At 58.0% G+C, this 23,121-nt stretch carries 19 protein-coding genes; 16 read left to right on the forward strand and 3 right to left on the reverse strand.

From position 1 onward, the window contains the following. Positions 1-22 precede the first annotated feature (22 nt). Together ruvB and OL236_RS04565 are read left to right on the forward strand one after the other, a co-directional pair. On the forward strand, positions 23-1,027 hold the full coding sequence (gene ruvB / locus OL236_RS04560) for a Holliday junction branch migration DNA helicase RuvB (RefSeq protein WP_413777391.1): 1,005 nt from the start codon (positions 23-25) through the stop codon (positions 1,025-1,027). Then, positions 1,024-1,665: an epoxyqueuosine reductase QueH gene (locus tag OL236_RS04565; protein WP_265071498.1), complete on the forward strand. Its 642-nt coding sequence runs from the start codon at positions 1,024-1,026 to the stop codon at positions 1,663-1,665. The genes ruvB and OL236_RS04565 overlap by 4 nt, the downstream gene beginning before the upstream one ends. Positions 1,666-1,814: 149 nt before the next feature. Here OL236_RS04565 and OL236_RS04570 read toward each other — a convergent pair whose 3' ends face one another. Genes OL236_RS04570 through murQ form a run of 3 tightly spaced genes read right to left on the reverse strand, consistent with a single transcriptional unit; the run spans position 1,815 to position 5,253 of the window. Then, positions 1,815-2,900 carry a DUF871 domain-containing protein gene (locus tag OL236_RS04570; protein WP_265071499.1) on the reverse strand — a complete coding sequence of 362 codons (1,086 nt, stop codon included), beginning with the start codon at positions 2,898-2,900 and terminating at the stop codon, positions 1,815-1,817. A 17-nt stretch (positions 2,901-2,917) separates the two neighbouring features. Continuing rightward, a complete protein-coding gene (locus tag OL236_RS04575) occupies positions 2,918-4,351 on the reverse strand; it encodes a PTS transporter subunit EIIC (RefSeq protein WP_265071500.1) in 1,434 nt (477 codons plus the stop codon). Further along, positions 4,348-5,253: an N-acetylmuramic acid 6-phosphate etherase gene (murQ, locus tag OL236_RS04580; RefSeq protein WP_265071501.1), complete on the reverse strand. Its 906-nt coding sequence runs from the start codon at positions 5,251-5,253 to the stop codon at positions 4,348-4,350. The genes OL236_RS04575 and murQ overlap by 4 nt, the downstream gene beginning before the upstream one ends. A 357-nt stretch (positions 5,254-5,610) precedes the next feature. Here murQ and OL236_RS04585 point away from each other — a divergent pair, with 357 nt between their 5' ends. The 14 genes from OL236_RS04585 to OL236_RS04650 all read left to right on the forward strand — a co-directional run bounded on the left by OL236_RS04585 (position 5,611) and on the right by OL236_RS04650 (position 23,086). Further along, positions 5,611-8,229, forward strand: coding sequence for a heavy metal translocating P-type ATPase (locus tag OL236_RS04585; RefSeq protein ID WP_265071502.1), 2,619 nt, complete (start codon positions 5,611-5,613; stop codon positions 8,227-8,229). A gap of 248 nt (positions 8,230-8,477) precedes the next feature. Continuing rightward, the gene (locus OL236_RS04590) at positions 8,478-10,079 is read left to right on the forward strand and encodes a bifunctional metallophosphatase/5'-nucleotidase (protein WP_265071503.1); all 1,602 of its coding nucleotides are present in this window, start codon (positions 8,478-8,480) and stop codon (positions 10,077-10,079) included. A gap of 189 nt (positions 10,080-10,268) precedes the next feature. Continuing rightward, positions 10,269-11,513 (forward strand): SpoIID/LytB domain-containing protein, encoded by a 1,245-nt coding sequence (locus OL236_RS04595; RefSeq protein ID WP_265071504.1) that lies wholly within the window; start codon positions 10,269-10,271, stop codon positions 11,511-11,513. A 15-nt stretch (positions 11,514-11,528) separates the two neighbouring features. Continuing rightward, complete coding sequence (queA, locus tag OL236_RS04600) at positions 11,529-12,575, forward strand: tRNA preQ1(34) S-adenosylmethionine ribosyltransferase-isomerase QueA (protein WP_265071505.1); 1,047 nt, start codon at positions 11,529-11,531, stop codon at positions 12,573-12,575. Then, positions 12,572-13,687 carry a tRNA guanosine(34) transglycosylase Tgt gene (gene tgt, locus OL236_RS04605; RefSeq protein WP_265071506.1) on the forward strand — a complete coding sequence of 372 codons (1,116 nt, stop codon included), beginning with the start codon at positions 12,572-12,574 and terminating at the stop codon, positions 13,685-13,687. Before queA ends, tgt begins: the two co-directional genes overlap by 4 nt. A 107-nt stretch (positions 13,688-13,794) precedes the next feature. Next, positions 13,795-14,091: a preprotein translocase subunit YajC gene (yajC, locus tag OL236_RS04610; RefSeq protein WP_009645216.1), complete on the forward strand. Its 297-nt coding sequence runs from the start codon at positions 13,795-13,797 to the stop codon at positions 14,089-14,091. A 3-nt stretch (positions 14,092-14,094) separates the two neighbouring features. After that, the gene (locus tag OL236_RS04615; protein WP_265071507.1) at positions 14,095-14,682 is read left to right on the forward strand and encodes a 5-formyltetrahydrofolate cyclo-ligase; all 588 of its coding nucleotides are present in this window, start codon (positions 14,095-14,097) and stop codon (positions 14,680-14,682) included. Between the two features lie 9 nt (positions 14,683-14,691). Continuing rightward, positions 14,692-15,402, forward strand: a complete 711-nt coding sequence (locus OL236_RS04620) for a PP2C family protein-serine/threonine phosphatase (protein ID WP_265071508.1) — start codon at positions 14,692-14,694, stop codon at positions 15,400-15,402. A gap of 51 nt (positions 15,403-15,453) precedes the next feature. Then, positions 15,454-15,795 carry a hypothetical protein gene (locus OL236_RS04625; RefSeq protein ID WP_009645212.1) on the forward strand — a complete coding sequence of 114 codons (342 nt, stop codon included), beginning with the start codon at positions 15,454-15,456 and terminating at the stop codon, positions 15,793-15,795. A 42-nt stretch (positions 15,796-15,837) separates the two neighbouring features. After that, positions 15,838-17,106, forward strand: a complete 1,269-nt coding sequence (gene secD / locus OL236_RS04630; protein WP_009645228.1) for a protein translocase subunit SecD — start codon at positions 15,838-15,840, stop codon at positions 17,104-17,106. Next, entirely contained in the window at positions 17,099-18,016 is a 918-nt protein-coding gene (gene secF / locus OL236_RS04635) for a protein translocase subunit SecF (protein WP_009645203.1), read from the forward strand. Before secD ends, secF begins: the two co-directional genes overlap by 8 nt. A 123-nt stretch (positions 18,017-18,139) precedes the next feature. Beyond that, positions 18,140-20,110, forward strand: coding sequence for a single-stranded-DNA-specific exonuclease RecJ (gene recJ, locus OL236_RS04640; protein WP_265071509.1), 1,971 nt, complete (start codon positions 18,140-18,142; stop codon positions 20,108-20,110). A gap of 115 nt (positions 20,111-20,225) precedes the next feature. Continuing rightward, the gene (locus tag OL236_RS04645; RefSeq protein ID WP_265071510.1) at positions 20,226-22,448 is read left to right on the forward strand and encodes a RelA/SpoT family protein; all 2,223 of its coding nucleotides are present in this window, start codon (positions 20,226-20,228) and stop codon (positions 22,446-22,448) included. Beyond that, the gene (locus tag OL236_RS04650) at positions 22,445-23,086 is read left to right on the forward strand and encodes an MBL fold metallo-hydrolase (RefSeq protein ID WP_265071511.1); all 642 of its coding nucleotides are present in this window, start codon (positions 22,445-22,447) and stop codon (positions 23,084-23,086) included. The genes OL236_RS04645 and OL236_RS04650 overlap by 4 nt, the downstream gene beginning before the upstream one ends. The last annotated feature ends 35 nt before the right edge of the window (positions 23,087-23,121 follow it).

A 23,121-nucleotide genomic window follows, 5' to 3' on the forward strand; every position in this document is an offset into this window, starting at 1 on the left:
AAGGAGGGGCGGAATGGAGGAAATGGAAGGGCGCATCATTGCGCAGGACGAACGGACAGAGGACACATGGCAGTACAGCCTGCGCCCGCGAAAGCTCGCTGAGTACATCGGGCAGAAGAAGGCAAAGGAAAATCTCAAGGTATTCGTGCAGGCGGCATTGAATCGCGGTGAGGCGCTCGACCATGTGCTGCTCTATGGGCCGCCCGGCCTCGGCAAGACGACGCTCGCAGGCATCATCGCCAACGAGCTGGGCGTGAACTTCCGCATCACATCGGGGCCTGCCATCGAGCGCTCAGGCGATCTCGCGGCGCTCCTGACGAATCTCGGCGAGCGCGATGTGCTCTTTATTGATGAGATACACAGGCTTTCCAGAAGCGTCGAGGAGGTGCTGTACTCAGCGATGGAGGACTTCGCGCTCGATATCATCATCGGCAAGGGGCCGAGTGCACGCTCCATCCGTCTTGACATCGCGCCATTCACACTGGTCGGCGCGACGACGAAGGCAGGGGCGCTTGCCGCTCCTCTGCGCGATCGCTTCGGCGTGATCTCGCGTCTGGAGTATTACGAGCCGTCTGAACTCATGCATATCATTGAGCGTGCGGCTGAGATCCTGCAGATTTCCATCGAAAGGAGTGGGGCGGAGAAGATCGCACACCGTTCGCGCGGCACGCCGCGCGTCGCGAACCGCTTGCTGAAGCGCGTGCGCGACTTCGCACAGGTCGAAGGAGCCGCGGCGATCACCGCTGCAATCGCTGACGCGGCTCTCGATCGACTGGAAGTCGACCGCATCGGTCTCGACCATACGGATCGCCGCATGCTCTTGACGATGATTCAAAAGTTCGCGGGTGGGCCAGTGGGACTCGAAACCCTGGCAGCTGCCATCAGCGAGGAGAGCGACACGATCGAGGACGTCTACGAACCTTATCTCTTGCAGCTCGGTTTCATCAATCGCACGCCGCGCGGCCGCATCGTAACGCGCGCCGCCTATGAGCATCTCGGCATACCCTATGTGGAGGAAGGAAAATGAGCTTAAAACTTTTGCTCCATATGTGCTGCGGGCCATGCTCGTGCTATCCTGTCAAGAAACTTCGGCAGGACGGCATTGAGCCTGTTGGCTACTTCTTCAATCCTAATATCCACCCGTACAAAGAATGGGATATGCGTCTGAAGACAGCAAAGGAATTTGCCGCCAAGGTGGAGCTGGAAATACGGACGGACGAAAATTACATGCTGCGCGACTTCTTGCAGCGTGCGCTCTTAGCCGAGCGTCTGCCCAACGGCCGCTGCCGCATGTGTTATACATGGCGTTTGGGAGAGGCGGCGCGCTATGCGAGCGAGAATGGCTTTGAGGCATTTACGAGCACGCTTTTCTACAGCATTCATCAGCAGCATGATCTCATGCGCGAGACAGCGGAGTTCTTCGCTCGCAAATACGACATTGAATTTTATTACGAGGACTTCCGCCCGGGCTGGCAGGAAGGCATCGACATCAGTCACGAGTTGGAACTCTACCGTCAGCCGTACTGCGGCTGCATCTTCAGTGAAGAGGAGCGCTACAGCAAAGCGATCCGCAAGGAAAGGAAGAAGCAGGCAAAGGCGAGGAAGCTGGCGCTGCAGATGCAGGAGCAGGAGCTGGAGCTAGAGGCAGTTCAAGCCGCAGAATGAAGAAAGCGCTGATGAGTTCAGCCACCCGTCTTCACACATTTGGATGACTTCATTTTATCAGCGCTTTCTAAAAACTTCCGCCAAAAGCCGAAAGGTTTGGCGGAAGTTTTTATTTTGATGCAAATATGTACTGGTTTTTGTTCAGCGGACTATTCATCATCGAGATGAAAGGAGAATTTCTTGCCGGGAATGATGTAGTTGATGAGGAACTGCTCCTCCTCGGGAATGAGCGCCGCAACGTTGACGCGGGCATCGGCGGGCTGCGGGTGCTTGATGATCTGCAGTTCGCCCATGTACCTGCCGTAGTCCTTGTTGTCGAGCGTAATGGCGCCATAGGGGCGCATCTTTTGGTTTTGCGGCAGGATGTCTTTTCCCATCTCCTTGAGCAGGGCGCGGCTCTCCTGCGCACGCACGGCGTCACGCGCCTCGTCGAGCCTTGCAGTGAAGACGTGCGCGAGAAGATCCTCCTGCACGGGTTCGCGCAGCGAAAGCTCGGCGCGCATGGTCACGCAGTTCTCCTTGATGACGGCTAGCGTTTCAAGCTCCCCTTGCGACGGCAGGGAGTCGCCGATGAAGATCGAATCCATGCCGATGGCGGCGAGATGCCGCGCGGCGAGGGAAAGTGGGAAGTCACGGTGCATTTCGAGCGTCGGCAGGCCGCAGCGAAGCGGCGAGCGCCGGCGGAAATGACACGGCACGAAAGCGCCGACTGAGATGCCCGCCTTGTGCAGCATCGCCGTCTTGCGCACGAGCGTCGCCTCGGCAAGCCCCGTTCCTTCGCGTGGGTAGAAATTATGCAGCGCGTCGATGTTGTCGAAGTTCGCATTCTCCTGCAGGAGATCCGTGAGGAACTTGCCCGTGATCGTCGAAGCGTTGAGCTGGATGCGCATGTTCTGGGTGTTGCGGCTCAGATCAGCGACGCGGGCAGCACCGTAACCGTAGTCGATGCGCAGGGTATGGATGCCCATGAATTGGAATGCGGAGAGAGAGAAGTGGCGCATGCCGAGAAGTTCGAGCGTCTCAGGCGAGATGTCGGAGATGATCTCCATGTCGTGACTGCGGGCCGCCTGCACAATGGTGCTGAATTCCTCCTTGAGAGCGCTGTGATCCGTCTCTGGGATATGCAAGGAGGTGAATATGCGCGTGATGCCAAGTTTGGCGGCAGACTCAATGAGTTGAAGATTTTCTTTCGGGGTGTTGTCAAGGCCGGGATAAATGGAGATTCCTGTCTGCATGGCAATGCCTCCTTTCATTAGTTTGATGGCTCTTCGGGGTCTTGGAAGCCGAGCAGCCAAGTAGCGAGAAAGCCTGCGGCATAAGCGGTCAGAAGACCGATGAGGTAAATGGCGACTTTGTCCGTGACGGCGGCGAGCGGCAGCCCGGAGATGCCCATGGCGGCGGCGCCGACCATGAAGGCCGCCTGCACGGCACCGCCAAACGCGCCGCCGATGCAGGCCCCAAGGAAGGGGCGTCCGAGCGGCAGTGTAACACCGTAGATCAACGGCTCGCCGATGCCGAGAACGCCGACGGGAAGAGCCGTCGCCACAGTCTTCCTGAGGAAGGCGCTTCTTGTTCGGCAATAGACGCAGAGCGCCGCGCCGACCTGACCTGCGCCCGCCATGGCGAGCACAGGGAGCAGGATGGTCACGCCGTAGCGTGAGAGAAGCTCCGCATGAATGGGCGTCAATGCCTGATGTACGCCGAGCATGACCATCGGCAGCCACGCCGCGCCAAGCACGAAGCCCGTCAAGGCACCGCCCTTGTCGATGGCTGCAGTCGCAGCTTGGCCGACCCACTCGGAGAGGACGCCGCCCAAGGGCTGCAGGATGAAGAGGGCGGCAAGACCTGCGATGAGAAGCACGAGCAGCGGCGTGAGGAAGAGGTCGAGCATCTCTGGCACATGGCGGTGCAGCTTCTTTTCGAGCCATGCCGCGAGGGCCGTGACGAGGAGGACGGCGATGATGCCGCCGCGCCCCGGTACGAAGGAGAAACCATCTAAGGAAATGGCGGCGAGTCCCGGATGCGAGAGGATGATGGCGAGCGTGCCGCCAAGCATGGGCGATCCTCCGAATTCCTTCGCGGCGTTGACGCCGACGAGGATGTTCATGCCGAAGAAGACGGCATTTCCCATGAGCCCGAGAAGTGCGGCATAAGGCGTCGCGGCAAGCGCAGGAAAAGTCTTGAGCGCGACGTTCAAAAGCCCCGTGATGATGCCGCAGGCAATGAAGGCAGGAATCAGCGGGATGAAGATGTTGGCGATGCGCTTCAAGAAAAGCTTGGCGGGCGTTGCATTCCTCTTCCGGATGACTTCATGCAGTGCTTTGCCGTCGCCGACAGCAGAGTTTTGTGCGGCTTGACGTACGGACGGCGCATCTGCAGCATCGCTTCCGGCAGCGGTGTCCGCAGACGGCATTTCTGTCGTCGCGGCTGCAGCTTCTTGTTCAAGCAATTCCTTGAAGCACGCTGTCACGGAGGCGGCGCGGCCGGGACCGAGGATGATCTGCAGCTCTCTCCCGCTCGTATGCGTGCCCAATACGCCGTCGAGCGCTTGGATCTTTTGCGTGAGATCGGGCATTTGCTCTTTGAGCTCAAGGCGCAGGCGCGTCATGCAGTTTGCCGCCTTGCAGATATTGGCGGCAGGTCCGACGAGTCGGAGGATTTCCTTTGCAAGCGCTTCGGCTTTCATGAAGATTCCTCCTTCAGAGCGCGTCTGATATAGCCGTCGGAGGCGGCAAGCTGCCGCTGCGCCTCCTCGGCAGGAAGATTAGCGAGGAGCATGAGGATGGCGAGTTTTGCACTGCCCGAAGCCTTCGCCAGCGCTTCTTCCGCCTCAGCGCGGCTTTTTCCCGTCGCTTCGATGACGATGCGCCGCGCCCGTTCATCAAGCTTGGCGTTGGAACTTTTGACATCGACCATGAGGTTGCCGTAGACTTTGCCAAGACGAATCATCGCGCCCGTGGAGAGCATGTTGAGGATGATTTTCTGCGCCGTACCTGCCTTGAGCCGCGTCGAGCCTGTGATGACCTCGGGGCCGGTGACCGCCGTGATCGCGACATCAGCGAGTGCGGCGATGGGGGAGTCGGGCGTGCAGGCGACGGCGATGGTCGCCGCACCGAGCGAGCGCGCGTAGTCGAGGCCGCCGACGACGTAGGGCGTGCGACCCGAAGCTGCGATGCCGCAGAGCACGTCTGAAGAGCTAAGGCCACGTTCTCTGAGATCCTCCTGTGCGAGCGTGAGGGAATCTTCCGCTCCCTCCTGTGCACGGAAGACGGCATTCATACCGCCCGCGATGACGCCCTGTACGAGTTCGGGATTTGTGCCGAAGGTCGGCGGGCATTCGACGGCATCGAGAATGCCGAGCCTGCCTGACGTGCCTGCGCCTAGATAAAAAAGGCGGCCGCCTTTCTTTAGACGAACCGCAATGATTTCCACCGCCCGAGCAATCATGGGCAGGGCGTTTTCCACAGCCTCGAAGACTTTCCTGTCCTCATCATGGATGGTGCGCAGCATGTCGGAAACAGAAAGCTCGTCGATGTGAAGCGTCGCCGCATTGCGTTGCTCCGTCGTGAGCCTGTCAAAATCGATCATGAAGGCAAAGCACCTCGAATTCTTTTTCATCGTTGAGAAGAATTGTAAATTACACACACAAAGATCCACTTCGTGGACATTGTGCGCTACCTTTAATGAAAGTTATCCAATCGGTCTGCGTCGTCGGCTTGACTTCTTGGACTTTCATAGTAAAAGAAACAACCTTCTTCAAATTCTTTATTTTGACATAAAAGGCGGAAATCCTCTTTTCCTGACAAAGAATTATCAAAAAAGTTCAATAAATTTTTGATAAGAAGAGGAATGTGTCTGCATACATTTGAAACTTGTTCTTGACAAACACCTCATCGACGTATATTCTGTTCAAATAGTCATAGGAAGCGAGGAGGTGTTTCTCTTATGACGGAAAATGAAAAGTATCAGATCACAGGCATGTCGTGCGCGGCGTGCAGTGCGCGTGTTGACAAGGCGGTTCGCCATCTGGAAGGCGTGCGGGAAGTGTCCGTGAACCTTCTGACGAATTCGATGCTCGTAAGCTACGATGCGCCGCTGACGTCGGAGACGATCTGCGCCGCCGTCGAGCATGCGGGCTATGGCGCGAGCCTTGCCGCCGGCAAGGGGGCAGGGCGGGCGAAGGATATGCGAGAAGAGCGAGAGGCGCTTGAAGATCATGAGACGCCGAAGATCTTGCGCCGCTTTATCGTGTCGCTCGTGCTCCTTATGCCGCTCCTCTATGTTTCTATGGGACACATGCTTCTTGCGCTTCCCATTCCGCAGGCGATGGAGAACAATGCGCTCGTCATCGGTCTTTATGAGCTTCTTCTCGCCGTCGCCGTCATGATCGTTAATCAGAAATTCTTCATCAACGGCTTTCGCAATATCTTTTCGGGCGGCGTGAATATGGATACGCTCGTAGCTCTTGGCAGTGCGGCGGGTTTCGTTTACAGTACGGGAAATCTTTTCTCCATGCTTCTCGCGGCGCGTGCCGGCGACTGGCAGAGCGTCGCGGCGGGCGGCATGGATTTCTACTTTGAGACGTCCGCGATGATCTTGACGCTCATCACGGTGGGCAAGTGGCTGGAAAGTCGCAGCAAGGGCAAGACGACGAATGCCATCAAGGGGCTCATGGATCTTGCACCCAAGACGGCGCGACTCGTGAAGGACGGCGAGGAGGTCGTCGTCGCCGCGTCGGAGGTCGCCGTTGGCGACATCTTCCTCGTACTGCCGGGCGAGAGCTTTCCCGTCGACGGCAAGGTGCTCGAAGGTGAGAGCGCCGTCAACGAGGCGGCGCTGACGGGCGAAAGTCTGCCTGTGGACAAGGCGCCGGGCAGTCTCGTGAGCGCCGCCACGATCAATCAGAACGGCGCTTTGACCTGTGAAGCGCGGCGCGTCGGCGAGGATACGACGCTGCAGCAGATCATCGAGATGGTGCAGAATGCCGCTGCTTCAAAGGCGGAGATCTCGAAGCTCGCTGACAAGGTGTCGGGCGTATTCGTTCCCGTCGTCATTGTTTTGGCTATTGCTACGGGCGCTCTTTGGCTGCTTCTGGGTGAGACGGCGAGCTTCGCTCTCGCGCGTGCTGTCAGCGTGCTCGTCATCAGCTGCCCATGCGCCCTGGGGCTTGCAACGCCCGTCGCCATCATGGTCGGCAGCGGCAAGGGAGCGAAGAACGGCATTCTCTTCAAGACGGCGGCTGCTTTGGAGGCAACGGGCAAGGCGGACTTTGTCGTGCTCGACAAGACGGGCACGATCACGGAAGGAAAGCCTCGCGTGATGGATCTCGTGCCTGCTGCGGGTGTAGGGGAAGAAGAGCTTCTTTGCGTGGCGGCCGCCTTGGAGGCGCAGAGTGAACATCCGCTTGCCGTTGCCGTCCGGCGCGAGGCAGAAGAGCGCGGCATTTCTTTCTCGAAGGTGCAGGATTTCCAGGCACTGCCCGGGCATGGCGTTACGGGCACGGCGGAGCTTTCGGGTGAACGTCGAGAGGTGATCGGCGGCAGCATGGCGCTGATGAAGGAGAAAGGGCTTCTGACAGCGGACATGAAGGCGGCGGCGGAAAAGCTCGCGTCGGAGGGAAAGACGCCGCTTTTCTTCGCCGCTGCGGATCGCTTGCTCGGCATCATCGCCGTCGCTGACGCCTTGAAGCCGGACAGCCGCGAGGCGATCGAGGAACTTCTGCGCATGGGCGTGCAGCCCGTCATGCTGACGGGAGACAACCGCCGTACGGCGAACGCGGTCGGCGCGAAGCTCGGACTTTCTGCCATCGTCGCCGACGTTCTGCCCGACGGCAAGGAAGAGGTCGTGCGCCGTCTGCAGGAGGGCGGCAGGACGATCATGGTAGGAGACGGTATCAACGACGCGCCCGCTTTAACGCGTGCCGATGTCGGCATCGCCATCGGTGCGGGCGCTGACATTGCCATGGATGCTGCCGACGTCGTCCTTATGAAGTCGTCACTCAGGGATGTCGTCGCGGCCATCCGCCTTTCGCGGCAGGTCATCCGCAACATCAAGGAAAATCTCTTCTGGGCGTTTTTCTACAATGTCATCGGCATACCGCTCGCGGCAGGCCTTTGGTTGCCCGTGTTCGGCATCGTATTGAGTCCGATGTTCGGCGCGGCGGCGATGAGCCTTTCGAGTTTCTGTGTCGTGATGAATGCCTTGCGGCTGAACTTTTTTGATGTTTATGACGATAGGAAAGACAAGCGCAAGGTTCTGCGTGAACTGCCCGGCTTCCTTTTACAGAAGGAAGCAGAGGCGGGAGCGGAAGAAGTTGCACAAATGCAGGCAGATGAAAAATTGGAGGCAAGTGTAATGAAAAAGACGATTTCTATCGAAGGTATGATGTGCGGCCACTGCGTAGCCCATGTGACGAAGGCTTTGGAAGGCATGAACGGCGTAGAAAAGGCGGAAGTCAGCCTGGAAAACAAGAATGCCGTCGTCACCCTGAGTGCTGACGTTTCGGACAAGGCTCTTTCGGCGACGATCGTCGATGCAGGCTACGAAGTCGTCGGTATCAGCTGATTGATCATTCGTGCGTGTGCGCCTCCTCTAGGATATAGGGGAGGCGCGTTTGTTTTTTTATAAGGATATAATTAAAATATTTTAACCTGTCGCTTGTGACAGTGCGATATGCAGATTGTTCATGATATAATTTTTAGAAAGCACCGATAAAATGAAGTCGCCTGGATTTGTGAAGATGGGTGGCTGGATTTATCAGTGATTCCTTTACGTATAGAATTTGTATTTGATGGTCAGAACAGGAGGTCTTTATGAGAAACAAGATGCAAAAACTCATCGGCGGTCTTTTCGCGGCGGCCTGGATTGCCTCTCTGCCGCTGATCGCACACGCGGATGCTGTCATTCTGCACACGAACGACGTGCATTGCGGTGTCGCAAAGAACATCCATATCGCTGCTGTCACACAGTACAAGCACGACTTGCAGAAGGAAAATCCGGAGGTCATCCTCGTCGATGCGGGCGATGCGGTGCAGGGAGAGCCGCTCGGCAGCCTCTCGCGCGGCGCGGCACTCATTCGCATCATGAACCGTGCCGACTACGATTTCGCCATCCCCGGCAACCACGAGTACGATTTTGGCATGGATCGCTTCCTGGAGCTTGCATCGCAGCTCAAGTGCGGCTACTATAGCTGCAATTTCATCGACAAGAGGACGAATCAGCCTGTATTCAAGACACATAAGATCGTCACGCTCGACGGCAAAAGAATCGCATTGATTGGCGTGACGACACCGGAAACGATTGTCTCGTCGTCGCCGAAGGAGTTTCAGGATGAGAATGGCAAGTTCGTCTATAGCTTCCTCGAAGATGAGGACGGCTCGAAGCTCTATGAGGGGATTCAGAAGGCGGTCGATGAAGCGCACGCGGAGGGTGCCCAGTATGTCATGCTCGTCGCCCATCTGGGCACGACGGGCGCCGTTCCCGTTTGGTCGAGCGGCGCCGTGGCTGCGCATACGAGAGGGATCGACGTCATCGTCGACGGACATTCGCATGAGCAATATACGCGCCTCGACAAGAACAAGGACGGCAAGGACGTCCTCGTCGAGCAGACGGGCACGAAGCTTGCGAGCGTCGGCAAGATCACCATCCATGATGACGGCACGATCACGGGTGAACTCGTCAAGGGGCTGACGGCGGTCGATGCCGATGTCAAGCGGCTTGTCGATGAGGAACTCGCGCAGGTGGAGAGGCAGCTTGCCAAGCCTGTCGGTACGACGACCGTTGACCTCGTGACCGATGTCGATGGTGAATACCGCGTGCGCAGCGGCGAGACGAATCTCGGCGATTTTGTTGCAGATGCATTTCGCGCCTCGGTTCATGCTGATGTGGCGCTCGTCAATGGCGGTGGTTTTCGTGAGCCGATCTCGACAGGAAAAGTGACGTATAAGACGCTCGCAGCGCTGTTCCCCTTTACGAACAACCTTGTCGTCAGAAGTGTCACGGGGCAGCAGCTTCTTGATGCGCTCGAAATGGGGGCAGCAAAGTATCCCGAAGAATCCGGCGGCTTTTTCCATGTTTCAGGACTTACCTATACCATCGACGCGCGTGTGCCGTCTTCGGTGGTTCAAAATGAGCAGGGAGGCTTTGTTCGTGTCGACGGAGCTTATCGCGTCAAGGATGTCATGGTCGGCGGCGTGCCGCTCGACTTGACAGAGGATTATACGGTCGTCAGCAATTCCTACATCATGAGGAACGGCGGCAACGGCATGACGATGTTCGACGGCACGCCGCTGCTGCGCGACACGGCGTTCTCCGACATCGACGCGATTGCCGACTACGTCAAAGAACAGGGCGGCGTCGTCGGCGAGGGTTACGAGAATCCCGCCGGCGCGGGGCGCATCACAATCCTTGAGTGAAGAGGAAAGAATTTGCCGCTTTAGAAAACGTCGCTTTTCAAGGACTGCCGTACGGAATGTGCGGCAGTTTTCTTTTGTGCGCTTCCTTACCGGTGGCGCGGTGCGCTTCTCTGTGATATACTATAGGAATCGTTGCATTTATCCGTGCTTCCTATCGTGCAGGGAAGGGAAAGGAAAGGGGCGTTGGTCTTGTCAGAAAAGCGAAGCGGCATGTGGTGCGGCGCAATTCTTTTCTTTCTGTGCGGCTTGTTCTTCTGCTGCTCCCATACGGCGTCGGCGGGTCGCGTGATCGACTTTCAGGGTGCAGGGAAGGCGCAGAGGGAGGCGGCGGCCAAAGAGGCGAAGCAGGAGAAGGCGCACGCATCTTCGCAGGAGATTCGCGTGGGGCTGTTCCTCGGGCAGAAGAGCGTGCTCATATCGTCGGACGCTGGATTTTCCATCGTCGAGGACGGAAGCGGCAAGGTGCTGACGACGATCGCGCCGAATGCCGCCATCAAGCTGGAGGGTGGCGGGGCGGGAATCTTTCTCGATGGCAAGAGAATGTCGAGCGCATCCCTGCGCCTTGTGCCGCAGCGTGCCGAGGGCATCTTTCAAATCGGCGCTGGGCATTATCGCGGCAGTTTCTTCGTGCGTGTCGAGAGCAAGGGGCTTGACCTCATTGAGCAGCTTCCTCTTGACGACTATGTGAACGGCGTGCTCGCCGAGGAGATGCCCGCTTCGTGGCATATAGAAGCCTTGAAGGCGCAGGCGGTGGCGGCGCGAACTTATGCCCTTCGCAGCAAGGGACGCCATCGGTCGGAAGGTTACGACGTCTGCGCGACGACACATTGCCAAGTCTACGGCGGCGTCGATGCGGAAACGCCCGCGACGCGTGCGGCGGTCGCGCAGACGGCGAATCAGGTACTCCTCTACGCGGGAAAGCCGGCGGAAACGCTGTTTCACAGTGATTCGGGCGGCATGACGGAAAGCCGCGAGGCGCTTTGGGGCGCGGGTGTGCCGTATCTCGTGCCCGTCAAGGAGGATGTGCAAAGGACAAGCCCGTGGCAGGTGATCTTGTCGGAAACGGATTTCCTCAGGAAGCTCGCCGCCGCAGGCAAGGAGGTGGGAAGCCTGAAGAAGATCGGGCTTTCCCCGCTCGTCATCGGCAGAGGTGACGCCTACCGCACGCCTTCGGGACGCGTTTCGCACATGACGATCGAAGGCTCGAAGCGAACCGTGAAGCTGACGGGAAGCGAGATGCGCTCCCTCTTTGGTCTCAAAAGCACGCTCTTCGACGTGAAGCGGGAGAAGGGGCAGATCGTGATCGCCGGCTTCGGCAGCGGTCATGGCCTGGGACTGTCACAGCATGGCGCCGAGAGGCTTGCGGGCCGCATGAAGTATGACGCCATTCTGGCACATTATTATCCGGGAACGAAGTTGGAGATTCAGCCGTGAGGAGAAGCGGAAAATATGCTGCTCAAGGATTTTGATTATGAACTGCCGGAGGAACGGATCGCGCAGAAGCCGATCGAGCCGCGCAACGCATCGCGGCTCATGGTGCTCGACCCGGTGGCGAAGACGATAGAGCACCGTCATTTCTACGATTTGGGCGAGTTCCTCGCGCCAGGCGACGCCTTGATTCTGAACGATACGCGCGTCCTTCCCGCGCGTCTCTATGGCAGGCGCGAGCCGACGGGTGCGCATATCGAGGTGTTTTTGCTGCGCCGCCTCGACAAGGATTCGTGGGAGACCTTGGTGCGCCCCGGTAAGAAGGCGCAGGTTGGACAGGTCATCCGCTTTTCCGACGAGCTTTGCGCTGAGGTCATGGCACATACGGATTTCGGCGGGCGCATCGTGAAGTTCCGCTATGAAGGCGTATTCGAGGAAATCCTCGATCGCTTGGGAGAAACGCCTCTGCCTCCCTACATCCATGAGAGATTGGAGGACAAGGAGCGCTACCAGACGGTCTACTGCCGCGAGGAAGGTTCGGCGGCTGCGCCGACGGCGGGTCTGCACTTCACAAAGGAGCAGCTTGCTGAACTCAAGGCGCAGGGCGTCCATATCGGCTTCGTCACGCTCCACGTCGGACTCGGAACGTTCCGCCCCGTGAATGTGGAAAAGATCGAAGAGCACAAGATGCACAGCGAGTATTACCAACTGCCCGAGGAGACGGCGGAGCTGATTCGCCGCACGAAGGCGGCGGGCGGCCGCGTCATCGCCGTCGGCACGACGTCGATCCGCACGTTGGAATCGGCGGCTGAGGCACAAGGCGTCATTTCAGCGAAGAGCGGCTGGACGGACATCTTCATCTATCCGGGCTATCGCTTCAAGATCGTCGATGCCCTTGTGACGAACTTTCATCTGCCGAAGTCGACGCTGCTCATGCTCATCAGCGCTTTCGCGGGGCGTGAGTTCGTACTGCACGCCTACGAGGAAGCGGTGCGCGAAAAGTATCGCTTCTTCTCGTTCGGCGATGCGATGTTTTTGAGCAGAGCGAAAGAGGAGGCGGCTCTTTGACAGCCATTACCTATGAATTGATAAAGAAGGATGAGGCGACGGGAGCGCGCGCCGGCATTCTGCACACGCCGCACGGCAGTTTTCCGACGCCGATCTTCATGCCCGTGGGCACGCAGGCGTCCGTCAAGGGCGTCTCGCCTGACGAACTCAAGGATCTTGGTGCGGGTGTGATCCTATCCAATACGTATCACCTTTTTCTGCGCCCGGGCATGGAGCTCGTGCGTGAGGCGGGCGGACTGCATCGCTTCATGAACTGGGACGGCGCAATCCTGACGGACAGCGGCGGTTTCCAGGTATTCAGTCTCGGCGACTTGCGAAAGATCACCGAAGACGGCGTGACCTTCCGCTCGCATATCGACGGCTCGAAGAAATTCCTTTCGCCCGAAGTTTCGATGGAGGTGCAGATGGCGCTCGGCTCGGATATCGTCATGGCGTTCGACGAGTGCGTGCCTTATCCCGCCGACTACGAATATGCGAAGACTTCGACGGAGCGCACGACGCGCTGGGCCAAGCGCTGCAAGGATGCGATGACGAGCGAGAGTCAAGGACTCTTCGGCATCGTGCAGGGCGGCATGTATAAGGATTTGCGCGAAAAGAGCGTGGCCGATCTCGCAGAACTTGATTTTCCCGGCTATGCCGTCGGAGGTCTGAGCGTCGGCGAGCCTAAGGAACTCATGTACGAGATGCTCGGACTCACCGTGCATCTTCTGCCCGAAGACAAGCCGCGCTATCTGATGGGCGTCGGCACGCCCGATTATCTCCTCGAAGGCGTCATGTACGGCATTGACATGTTTGACTGCGTATTTCCGACGCGCGTAGCACGAAACGGCATGGCGATGACGCATGAAGGCCGGCTCGTGATGAAGAATGCCGCTTACACGCGCGATTTTTCCGTTCTCGAAGAGGGCTGCGGCTGCTACGCCTGCCGAAACGGCTACACGCGCGCCTACATCCGACATCTCGTTCGCGCCGAGGAAATCTTCGGCCTGCGCCTCCTGACGCTGCATAATCTTTATTTCCTGCAGGCGTTTATGCGCGAGATGCGCGAGGCGATTCTCGCCGATGCGTTCAGCGATTTTCGCGCAAAATTCCTGCAAAACTGGAAACGATGAGGAAATTTCCTTTGCAATAAAGGGAAAAGGCGAGAAGTGTCGAAAGAAATGAATGGTATACGGTTAGACGTATGCGCGATTTTTGTTCTATCTTCGGGAGGAATATCATGGATGCAAATATGATGAATGCCCTTTATACATACGGCCCTTTGATCTTCATGGTGCTCGTCATCTACTTTTTGATCATCCGGCCGCAGCGCAAGGAGCAGAAGCGCCGCAAGGAGATGCTCGATGGACTCAGGCGCGGCAATCGCGTCGTGACGATCGGCGGCATTTACGGCACGCTGACCGAGGTGCACGATACGATGGTCAAGATGAAGATCGCCGAGCATGTGGAGATCGAGGTGTCGCGTGCGTCCATCCATGCGAATGTCACGGATGGCGGGGCGCAGGAGAAATCTTGACGCATGACATCCGAGGAGATTTTGCAGGCGAAGAAACGCCTGCGGCAAGAGGCCTTGAAGCGGCGCGGCAGCTTTTCAGAGCAGACGAACCGGGTGTTCAGCGAGGCCATAGAAGCGAGACTGATGTCGCTCGACGTCTGCCGCGAGGCTGGGACAGTCTTCGCCTTCGCCGCGATGTCGGACGAGGTGCAGCTCTACAGCTTCATGGAAAAGGCGCTGGCCGAGGGAAAGCGCGTTGCCGTGCCGCTTATCGTCGGCAAGGGCGTCATGGAGGCGGTGCGCGTGCGTGCGCTTTCCGACCTCGTGCCGGGAGCGTTTGACATCCCGACCGTGCGCGAAGAGCGGCGCGAGATCGTCGATCCAAAGAGCCTTGACTGCGTGCTCGTGCCGGGCGCGGCATTTTCGCGCGACGGTGCGCGGCTCGGTCTTGGTGCGGGCTTCTATGATCGCTTCTTGGGCGAGAAGGCGCCGCAGGCGCAGCGAATCGCCGTGGCATTTTCTTGTCAGATCATGGACGAGGTTCCCCGAGAGGCGCATGACGTCATGATGCACGCGATTGTTACGGAGAACGAAACTATACTTTGCAGGTGAGAAGCATTGATGAAGATAAAAGTGGGCATGGCGAAGATCAACAAGTATGCGATGCAGCATTGCGGTGATAGCTTCGACATCATTGAGCGGCCTTACGGCGGACTTTCCGCCGTCATCGCCGACGGGCAGGGGAACGGGCTGGCGGCGCATCATACGAGCAGCTGGGTCGTGAACAAGGCGGCTTCACTCATCGCTGACGGCGCCCGCGACGGCGCTGTCGCACGCGCCGTGCACGACTACCTCTACGCGATGAAGGACAAGAAGGTGTCGTGCACGCTGACGCTCCTGAGCGCCGATTTGGAATCGGAAACGGTCGTCATCAGCCGCAATTCCAACTGTCCGACGATTGTCAAGACGGACGAGTACCTGACGATCTACGACGACGAGGTCTCGCCGATCGGCGTCAACCGCCACATGAAGCCACTTGTTTATGAACTGCCGTTCGCCCCGGGCATGATCGTCGTCTCTTTCACGGACGGCATCGCGCACGCAGGAAAGAAGTACGACGGCGCGTCGATGGATATGAAGAAGATCCTCGCCATCATCGAGGACAATGCGCCCGAGGACTGCGACTTCATCGCCAAGAGCATCCTGGAATACGCGCTCTCCTTGGACAAGGACAAGGCGGGAGACGATATGACGGTCGTCGTCATGGGCATAGCGGAAGCCGCAGCCGATGCGCCGAAGATCGAGCAGCTTTCCGCTTCGTATCCGTTCTAGTAGCAGCCGGTTCAGTCGAATGAAGCCATTGCGCTTCCAAAGGAGAAAGCTATGCGAATTGCTGTTGTCGGCGTCTGTGCGTCGGGCAAGACGACGCTCGTGCAGGGCCTGAAGGATGCGGGCTTTGACGCATACAACGTGGCGCAGGAGCATTCGTGCATCCGCGCTTTTTGGAACAAGCACCGCCCCGACATCCTCGTGATGATCGATGCGACGCTTCCTGCAATCAAGAAGCGCCGCCGCGTCTCGTGGACGGAGGAGCGTCTTGCCGTGCAGCACGAGCGATTGCGCGACGCGCGGGAACATGCTGACCTCTATCTGCAGACGGACGATCTTTCGGCGGCGGAGGTCTTGGAGACGGTCGTCGCATTCCTGCGTGAAAAAGGGGCTTGAACCGTGTCTTTTGCGCCTTGCGCTTGAGTGCGGAAGAATAATATGTATCAGAGGAGATGGGAAGATTTGAGACAGGACGCTTTACTGAAGCTCATCGCGGTCATCGCGGTGATCGTCGGCGTTTTTTTCGCCTTCGTCTCGCCGTTGGCAAATTCCATACGCCAAGGCCTTGACCTGCAGGGCGGCACGCATGTCGTGCTCGAAGCGGTCGATACGCCGGAAGCGCAGGTCAACGACGATGCGATGCAGCGCGTCGTCAAAATCATGGAGAAGCGCGTCAACGAGCTTGGCCTGACCGAGCCGCTGATTCAGCGCCAAGGCGAGCGCCGCATCATCATTGAATTGCCGGGCATCAAGGATCCCGATTCTGCCATTAAGACGATCGGCAAGACGGCGATGCTCGAATTCAAGGACGAGGATGGAAATACCGTCATGACGGGCACGGACCTGAAGAACGCGCAGGACGCCCGCAACCAGCAGAATCAATATGTGGTCAACTTGGAGTTCTCCGACGAGGGCGCGAAGAAGTTCGCCGATCTGACAACGAAGAACGTCGGCCGCCGCATCGCCATCCTGCTCGACGGAGAAGTCTTGACGAACCCGAATGTGCGCGAGCCGATCACGGGCGGCAGGGCTGAGATCACGGGACAGGAGAGTCAGGAAGAGGCGCATCGCATCGCGATGCTTCTGAGAAGCGGCGCACTTCCTGTCAAGGTCAATATCATTGAGACGCGCACGGTCGGGCCGACGCTCGGACAGGACTCGAAGGACAAGAGCGAGTTCGCCTTTGTCATCGGCATTTCCGCCGTCCTCGTGTTCATGATCCTCTTCTATCGCCTTTCTGGTCTCATCGCCGATCTCAGCCTCATGGCCTACGTCATCCTGCTGCTCTTCCTTTTGAAGATGCTCGATGCGACCTTGACGCTGCCAGGCGTCGCGGGCATCATTCTGTCCATCGGCATGGCGGTCGATGCGAACGTGCTGATCTTCGAGCACTTCAAGGAAGAATTCCGCTTGGGCAAGACGCTGCGCCTTTCGATGGAAGCGGGCTTCAAGCGCGCTTTCACGACGATCTTCGATTCAAACATCACGACGATCATCGCGGCGCTCGTGCTGTTCTTCTTCGGCACGGGAACGATCAAGGGCTTTGCCATCACGCTCGGACTCGGCGTCGTGCTCAGCATGCTGACGGCGATCACGCTCACGCAGTACATGCTGAAGCTCCTCATCGCCTCGAATATTTGCAAGAATCCTGCCGTCTACGGTGCGACGGGATTGACTGGCGGAAGCGGGGTGAAGAAAGATGCATAAGTTCGACATTGTAAAGCGCACGAAGATCTGGTTCATCCTCTCCCTGTGCGTCATTCTGCCTGGCATTTTCAGCATGTGCACGCAGGGCTTCAACCTCGGCATCGACTTCACGGGCGGCACGATCATCGAGCTGCGCTTCCAGAAGGAAGTGACCTTGGCGGATGTGCGCGGCGTCCTGCGCGAATACGGGCTCGACAACAGCACGATCCAGTTCTCGGGCGATACGGCGAATGCCGAAGCTGCGCCCACGGTCATGGTGCGAAGCGTTGACCTTGAGGAAGAGGAGCGCAAGGCCGTGATGGCGTCGCTCAAGCAGCAGCTCGGTGACTACGACGTGCTGCGCGAGGAGAAGGTCGGCGCGACGATGGGATCAGAGCTTATCATGAATGCCCTTTGGGCGCTCGCTCTCTCGTGGGTCATGATCGTGCTCTACGTCTCGTACCGCTTCGAGTTCAAGTTTGGCATTTCCTCCATCTTGGCCTTGGTTCACGATATCCTCATCGTCCTGAGCGTATTCTCCTTGACGCAGCGGCCGATTGATTCTTCGTTCGTCGCGGCGCTCCTGACGATTGTCGGCTACTCGATCAACGATACCATCGTCATCTTCGACCGCATCCGCGAGAATCTGAAGCTGCACTTTAGGCGCGGCGGCGACATCAACGAGCTTGTCAATACGAGCATTTATCAGACGCTGACGCGCTCGATTTACACGGTATGCACCGTGCTCTTCACGACGTTCGCGCTCTACTGGTTCGGCGGCGATACGACGAAGGACTTCTCGTTCGCCCTTCTCGTCGGTTTCTTTGCCGGATGCTATTCGTCCATCTTCATTGCAAGCCCCATCTGGGTCGTCCTGCGCAATTTCTCGGAGAAGCGCCGCAGGGCGGGCAGTGCGGCTGCAGCGAAGTGACCGTTGTTCATAATTTGCGCGCGGAACGCCAAGCTGATGAAAGGGCTGTGCACAGGTCGAAGGGTCTGTGCAGCAGCCCCTTTTATGTAGGTTGCTCCATCAGCGACAGATGGGAGGAGAACAATGGAGAAAGAATGGTCGCTCTTGCCTGATACATCGGCGAGAGCTGTGGAATTTTCCCAGCGCATCGGCACGACGCCCTTCACGGCGGCGCTTCTTCTGCATCGCGGCATCACATCGGACGAAGAGGCGCGGGCGTTCCTTCATCCGGAAAAGCAGCCGTTTCACGATCCGTTCTTGATGAGGGATATGGAAAAGGCTGTCTCGCGCATCGAGCAGGCGATCCAAGCGCAGGAGCGCATCGTCGTCTATGGCGATTACGACGTCGACGGCATCACGGCGACCTCGCTTCTCTGCCGCAATCTGCGTCAGCTCGGCGCGAATGCAGGCTACTTCATTCCGCATCGTCAAAAGGACGGCTACGGGCTGCACAAGGAAACGCTTGATGAGATCATCGCTGGGGGCGCCGGGCTCATCGTCACGGTGGACTGCGGCATCTCCGCCGTCGAGGAGGCGGCAGCGGCAAAAGACAAGGTCGATCTCATCATCACCGATCACCATCTGCCGGGCCAGGAATTACCCAAAGCCCTCGCCGTCATCGATCCGCATCGTGCAGACTGCGCATATCCCGACAAGAACATCGCGGGCGTGGGCGTGGCGTTCAAGCTCTGCCAGGCGCTTTGGCAGAAAATGCGCGGCAAATCCTTCACGGGCGATCTTGACATCGTCGCCCTGGGCACGGTCGCCGACGTTGTGCCGCTCCTCGGGGAGAATCGGAAGATCGTGCAGCAAGGTCTGCGCGTCTTGAAGAAATCGAAGCGTCCGGGTATTCAGGCGCTTCTCGCTGTGACGGAACTCCAAGAGAAGGAGATCACGGCAGGACATATCGGCTTCGTGCTCGCGCCGCGGCTCAATGCGGCGGGACGCCTGGCGTCCGCGCTGCGCGGCGTCGAATTGCTCCTGACGGAGGACGGGGAGGAAGCGCAGGCGATTGCGGAGGAGCTTGACGCGGCGAATCGCGAGCGTCAGGCCGTGGAGCAGGAGATCTTGCAGGCGGCAGAAAAACAGATCGAGGAGATTGACGTCAAGCGAGCGCATGTGCTCGTGCTTCATGGAGAAGGCTGGCATCCCGGCGTCATCGGCATCGTGGCCTCGCGCATCGTCGAGCGCTATTACCGTCCGACGGTCATCATCGCGGAAGAAGACGGCATCGGCAAGGGATCGTGCCGCAGCATACGCGGCTTCCACATGTTTGAAGCTCTTTCTGCCTGCGGGGAGCATCTTCTGGGCTTTGGCGGCCACGCGCAGGCGGCGGGGCTTTCGCTTCGCTCGGCGGACGTCGCTTCCTTCCGTGAGGCTATGGAGGCTTATGCGGCAAAGGTGCTGACGGAAGGGGATTTCGTGCCGATTCTCGACATCGAGCTGGAGCTTGCACCCGAGAAGATTACGGAGCAGCTGATGACGGAGATCAAGCTTTTGGAGCCGTACGGCATGGGAAATCCCAAGCCGCTCTTTTCGACGCACGGCGTTCGCGGCAGTTATGCGCGGCAGATCGGCAAGGAGGGGCAGCACCTGAAGTTTGAGCTTGACGGCTTGGACGCGAGCATTGACGTTCTGGCTTGGGGCAAGGGAGAGGAGGCGCCGCTCGTCAATCGCGAGCGCATCGACATTGCGTATTTTCCCGAATACCATGTGTGGCGCGAGAAGCGCTCTCTGCAGCTCATGCTTGAAGATTTTCGTCCGGCACGCGCCGAGGCGAAGCATCCCGACCGTGACGCGCTGGCCTCGGTCTATCGCTTCCTGCTCGTACGTCAAAGAGCGGGCGAAGGTCTGCCGGCAGATGCGGAAAAGCTTCTGGCAGAGTATCTGCTTCATTTCCCTGCCATGGGAATCTTCACGTTTCAAAAGGCGCTGCAGATTTTCGAAGAACTCAGCGTCCTGCTGCCTGACGACGGACGATATGCGTTCTGCCCGCCGCAAGAGAAGCTCGACTTGCAGAAGTCGCGCATCTTCCGTGAAGGGAATCCGCTGTAAGATATCGCTCTTTGTTCAAGCCTTGCGCGATGGTGTATAATGTATAATATGAGATTAGAATGGGCGAGCATGGATCGCTGCCCGTAGAATGCCGAGGAAAGCCGGGTGGAGTGCAATGAGTGAAATGAATCCCGTGACGATCGATGCGATCTTGGAAGCGGTCAAGCGCTATCAGCCAAATGCGGACACCGACCTCATCCGAAGGGCGTACGAACTTGCGGACGCCGCACACAAGGGACAGAAGCGCGTTTCGGGTGAAGACTACATCATCCATCCGCTGGCCGTCGCGAAGATTTTGACGGATCTGCAGATCGACGACATCACGATCAGTGCGGCCATCCTGCATGATGTCGTGGAAGATACGACGCATACGCTCGATGAAATGCGCGAGCTCTTCGGCGATGAGGTCGCAATGCTCATCGACGGCGTGACGAAGCTCGGCAGGATCCAATATAAGTCGAAGGAAGAGCAGCAGCTTGAAAGCTATCGCAAGATGTTTCTCGCGATGGCGAAGGACATCCGCGTCATCATGATCAAGCTCGCCGACCGTCTGCACAACATGCGCACGCTCAAGTACATGCGCGAGGACAAGCAGAAGCGCATCGCGCGGGAGACCATCGAGATCTACGCGCCGCTCGCGAACCGCCTCGGCATATCGAATGTCAAGTGGGAGCTTGAGGATCTGTGCCTGCGCTATCTCGATCCCAAGGCGTACTACGATCTCGTCGAGAGCGTCAAGCAGAAGCGGCAGGAGAGGCAGGCGTTCATCGACGAGGCGCACGAGCAAATCGTGGAAAAGCTTGAAGAGGCGCATATAACGGCAGAAATCCGGGGTCGTGCCAAGCATTTCTACAGCATCTACAAGAAGATGAAGCGCGATCAGAAGGACATCAGCGAGATCTACGACCTTTCCGCTCTGCGCGTGCTCGTCGACTCCGTCAAGGACTGCTACGGCGTGCTCGGCATCATTCATGCGATGTGGAAGCCGCTGCCCGGCCGCTTCAAGGACTACATTGCCATGCCGAAGTCGAACGGCTACCAGTCCCTGCACACGACCGTGATCTGCCGCGGCTATCCGCTTGAGATTCAGATCCGCACGTTTGCCATGCACAAGGTTTCGGAGTACGGTGTTGCCGCGCATTGGAAGTACAAGGAAGCGGGAAAGAGCGTCGGCGCGACGTGCGAGTACGATCAGAAAATGTCGTGGCTGCGTCAGATGGTCAGCCTGCAGCATGAACTGGACGATCCGCGCGAATACTTCGAGGCTCTGAAGGTCGACGTTTTTTCCGACGAGGTCTTCGTCTTCACTCCTAAGGGCGATGTCGTCGATCTGCCCAAAGGATCGATTCCCATAGATTTCGCCTACCGCATCCATACGGAAGTCGGGCATCACTGCGTGGGCGCTAAGGTCAACGGCAAGATTGTGCCGTTGGAGTACAAGCTAAAGAACGGCGACATCGTTTCCATCATCACGAACAAGTCGAACAGTGGGCCGAGCCGTGACTGGCTCAACATCGTCGCGTCCTCGGAGACGCGCACGAAGATACGCTCGTGGTTCAAGAAGCAGCGTAAGGAAGAAAATATCGCGCGCGGCATGGACTTGATGGAGAAGGAGGCCAAGCATCTTGGCTATGCGCCGAAAGAGGTGCTGAAGCCCAAGCGCCTAGAACTTTTGGCGAAGAAGCTCAACATTCCGCAGGTGAACGACCTTCTCGCCGCCATCGGTTACGGCGGCATAACGGTCAACAGCATCCTCTCGAAGCTCATTGAGATGCACAAAAAGGATCTGCAGAAGGCGACGACGCCCGATATTTCCCAAATGCTCAGCGAACTAAAGCAGCCGCTGAAGAACCGCAAGAAGAAGGCGAGCCACGGCATTCTCGTGGAAGGGGAGGGCGGATTCCTCGTGCGTCTGGCACGCTGCTGCAATCCGATTCCGGGCGATCCAATCACGGGCTACATCACGCGAGGGCGCGGCGTTTCCGTGCATCGTTCGGATTGCCCAAATCTCTTGAACGATATGGATTTCTCGCGCGTCATCGAGGTCAACTGGGATGTCGGTCTTGACAAGGTGTATACGGTGCAGATCGAGATCGTCTGCAACGATAAGACAGGAATGCTCGCAGAACTTTTCGCCCTGCCAGCTGAGATGAAGGTCAACATCACTTCGCTCACGGCGAAGGCGAATAAGTCGAACAAGACATCGCTCGTCACGATGGGGCTTGATGTGCGAAACTCGCAGCAGGTGGCGCAGATCATGACGAAGATTCGCCGCATGAAGGATGTCTATAGCGTATCGCGCTCTCTGGGCACGTCAGCAAGGGATGATGAATTATGAGTTTGAACATGAAGGCGCTCGTGGTAGGGGCGCTCGGCGTCAACTGCTATATTTTGCATGAAGAAGGAAGTAAAGAGGCGATAGCGATCGACCCGGGTGGCAGCAAAGAAACTATATGGCAGTATATCCAAGAAGATGGGCTGAACCTCAAGGCGATTCTCAACACGCATGCTCATGCCGACCATATTGGCGCCATCGACTTTCTGCGCGAGAAAACGGGCGCTAAGCTTTATATCCATGAAGCTGATGCGCCGATGCTCCTCGATGCGCGGAAGAACTTGTCCGCCTTTATGGGCGTGCCGATCATGACGCGCCCCGCCGATACTCTTTTGAAAGGCGGCGAGGTCTTGGAGATCGGCGGCATGAAGTTCACCGTGCTTCATACGCCCGGACATTCCCCGGGCGGCGTCTGCTACCTCATGGAGGATCGCGTTTTCAGCGGCGACACGTTGTTTGCTGAATCCGTCGGCAGGACGGATTTTCCCGGTGCTTCCTCCCAAGATCTCCTAACTTCCATTAAAGAAAAGCTCATGACTCTGCCCGACGAGCTTGTTGTATACTGTGGGCACGGTCCTGCGACGACGATCGGGCATGAGAGAAAGTGCAATCCCTATATCAATGGCTTTGGTTTCATGTAGAATCAAGGGGCGTGAGGCGTCTTGCTGCCGAATTT

It is taken from the genome of Selenomonas sputigena, from assembly GCF_026015965.1.
Taxonomy (GTDB): Bacteria; Bacillota; Negativicutes; order Selenomonadales; family Selenomonadaceae; genus Selenomonas.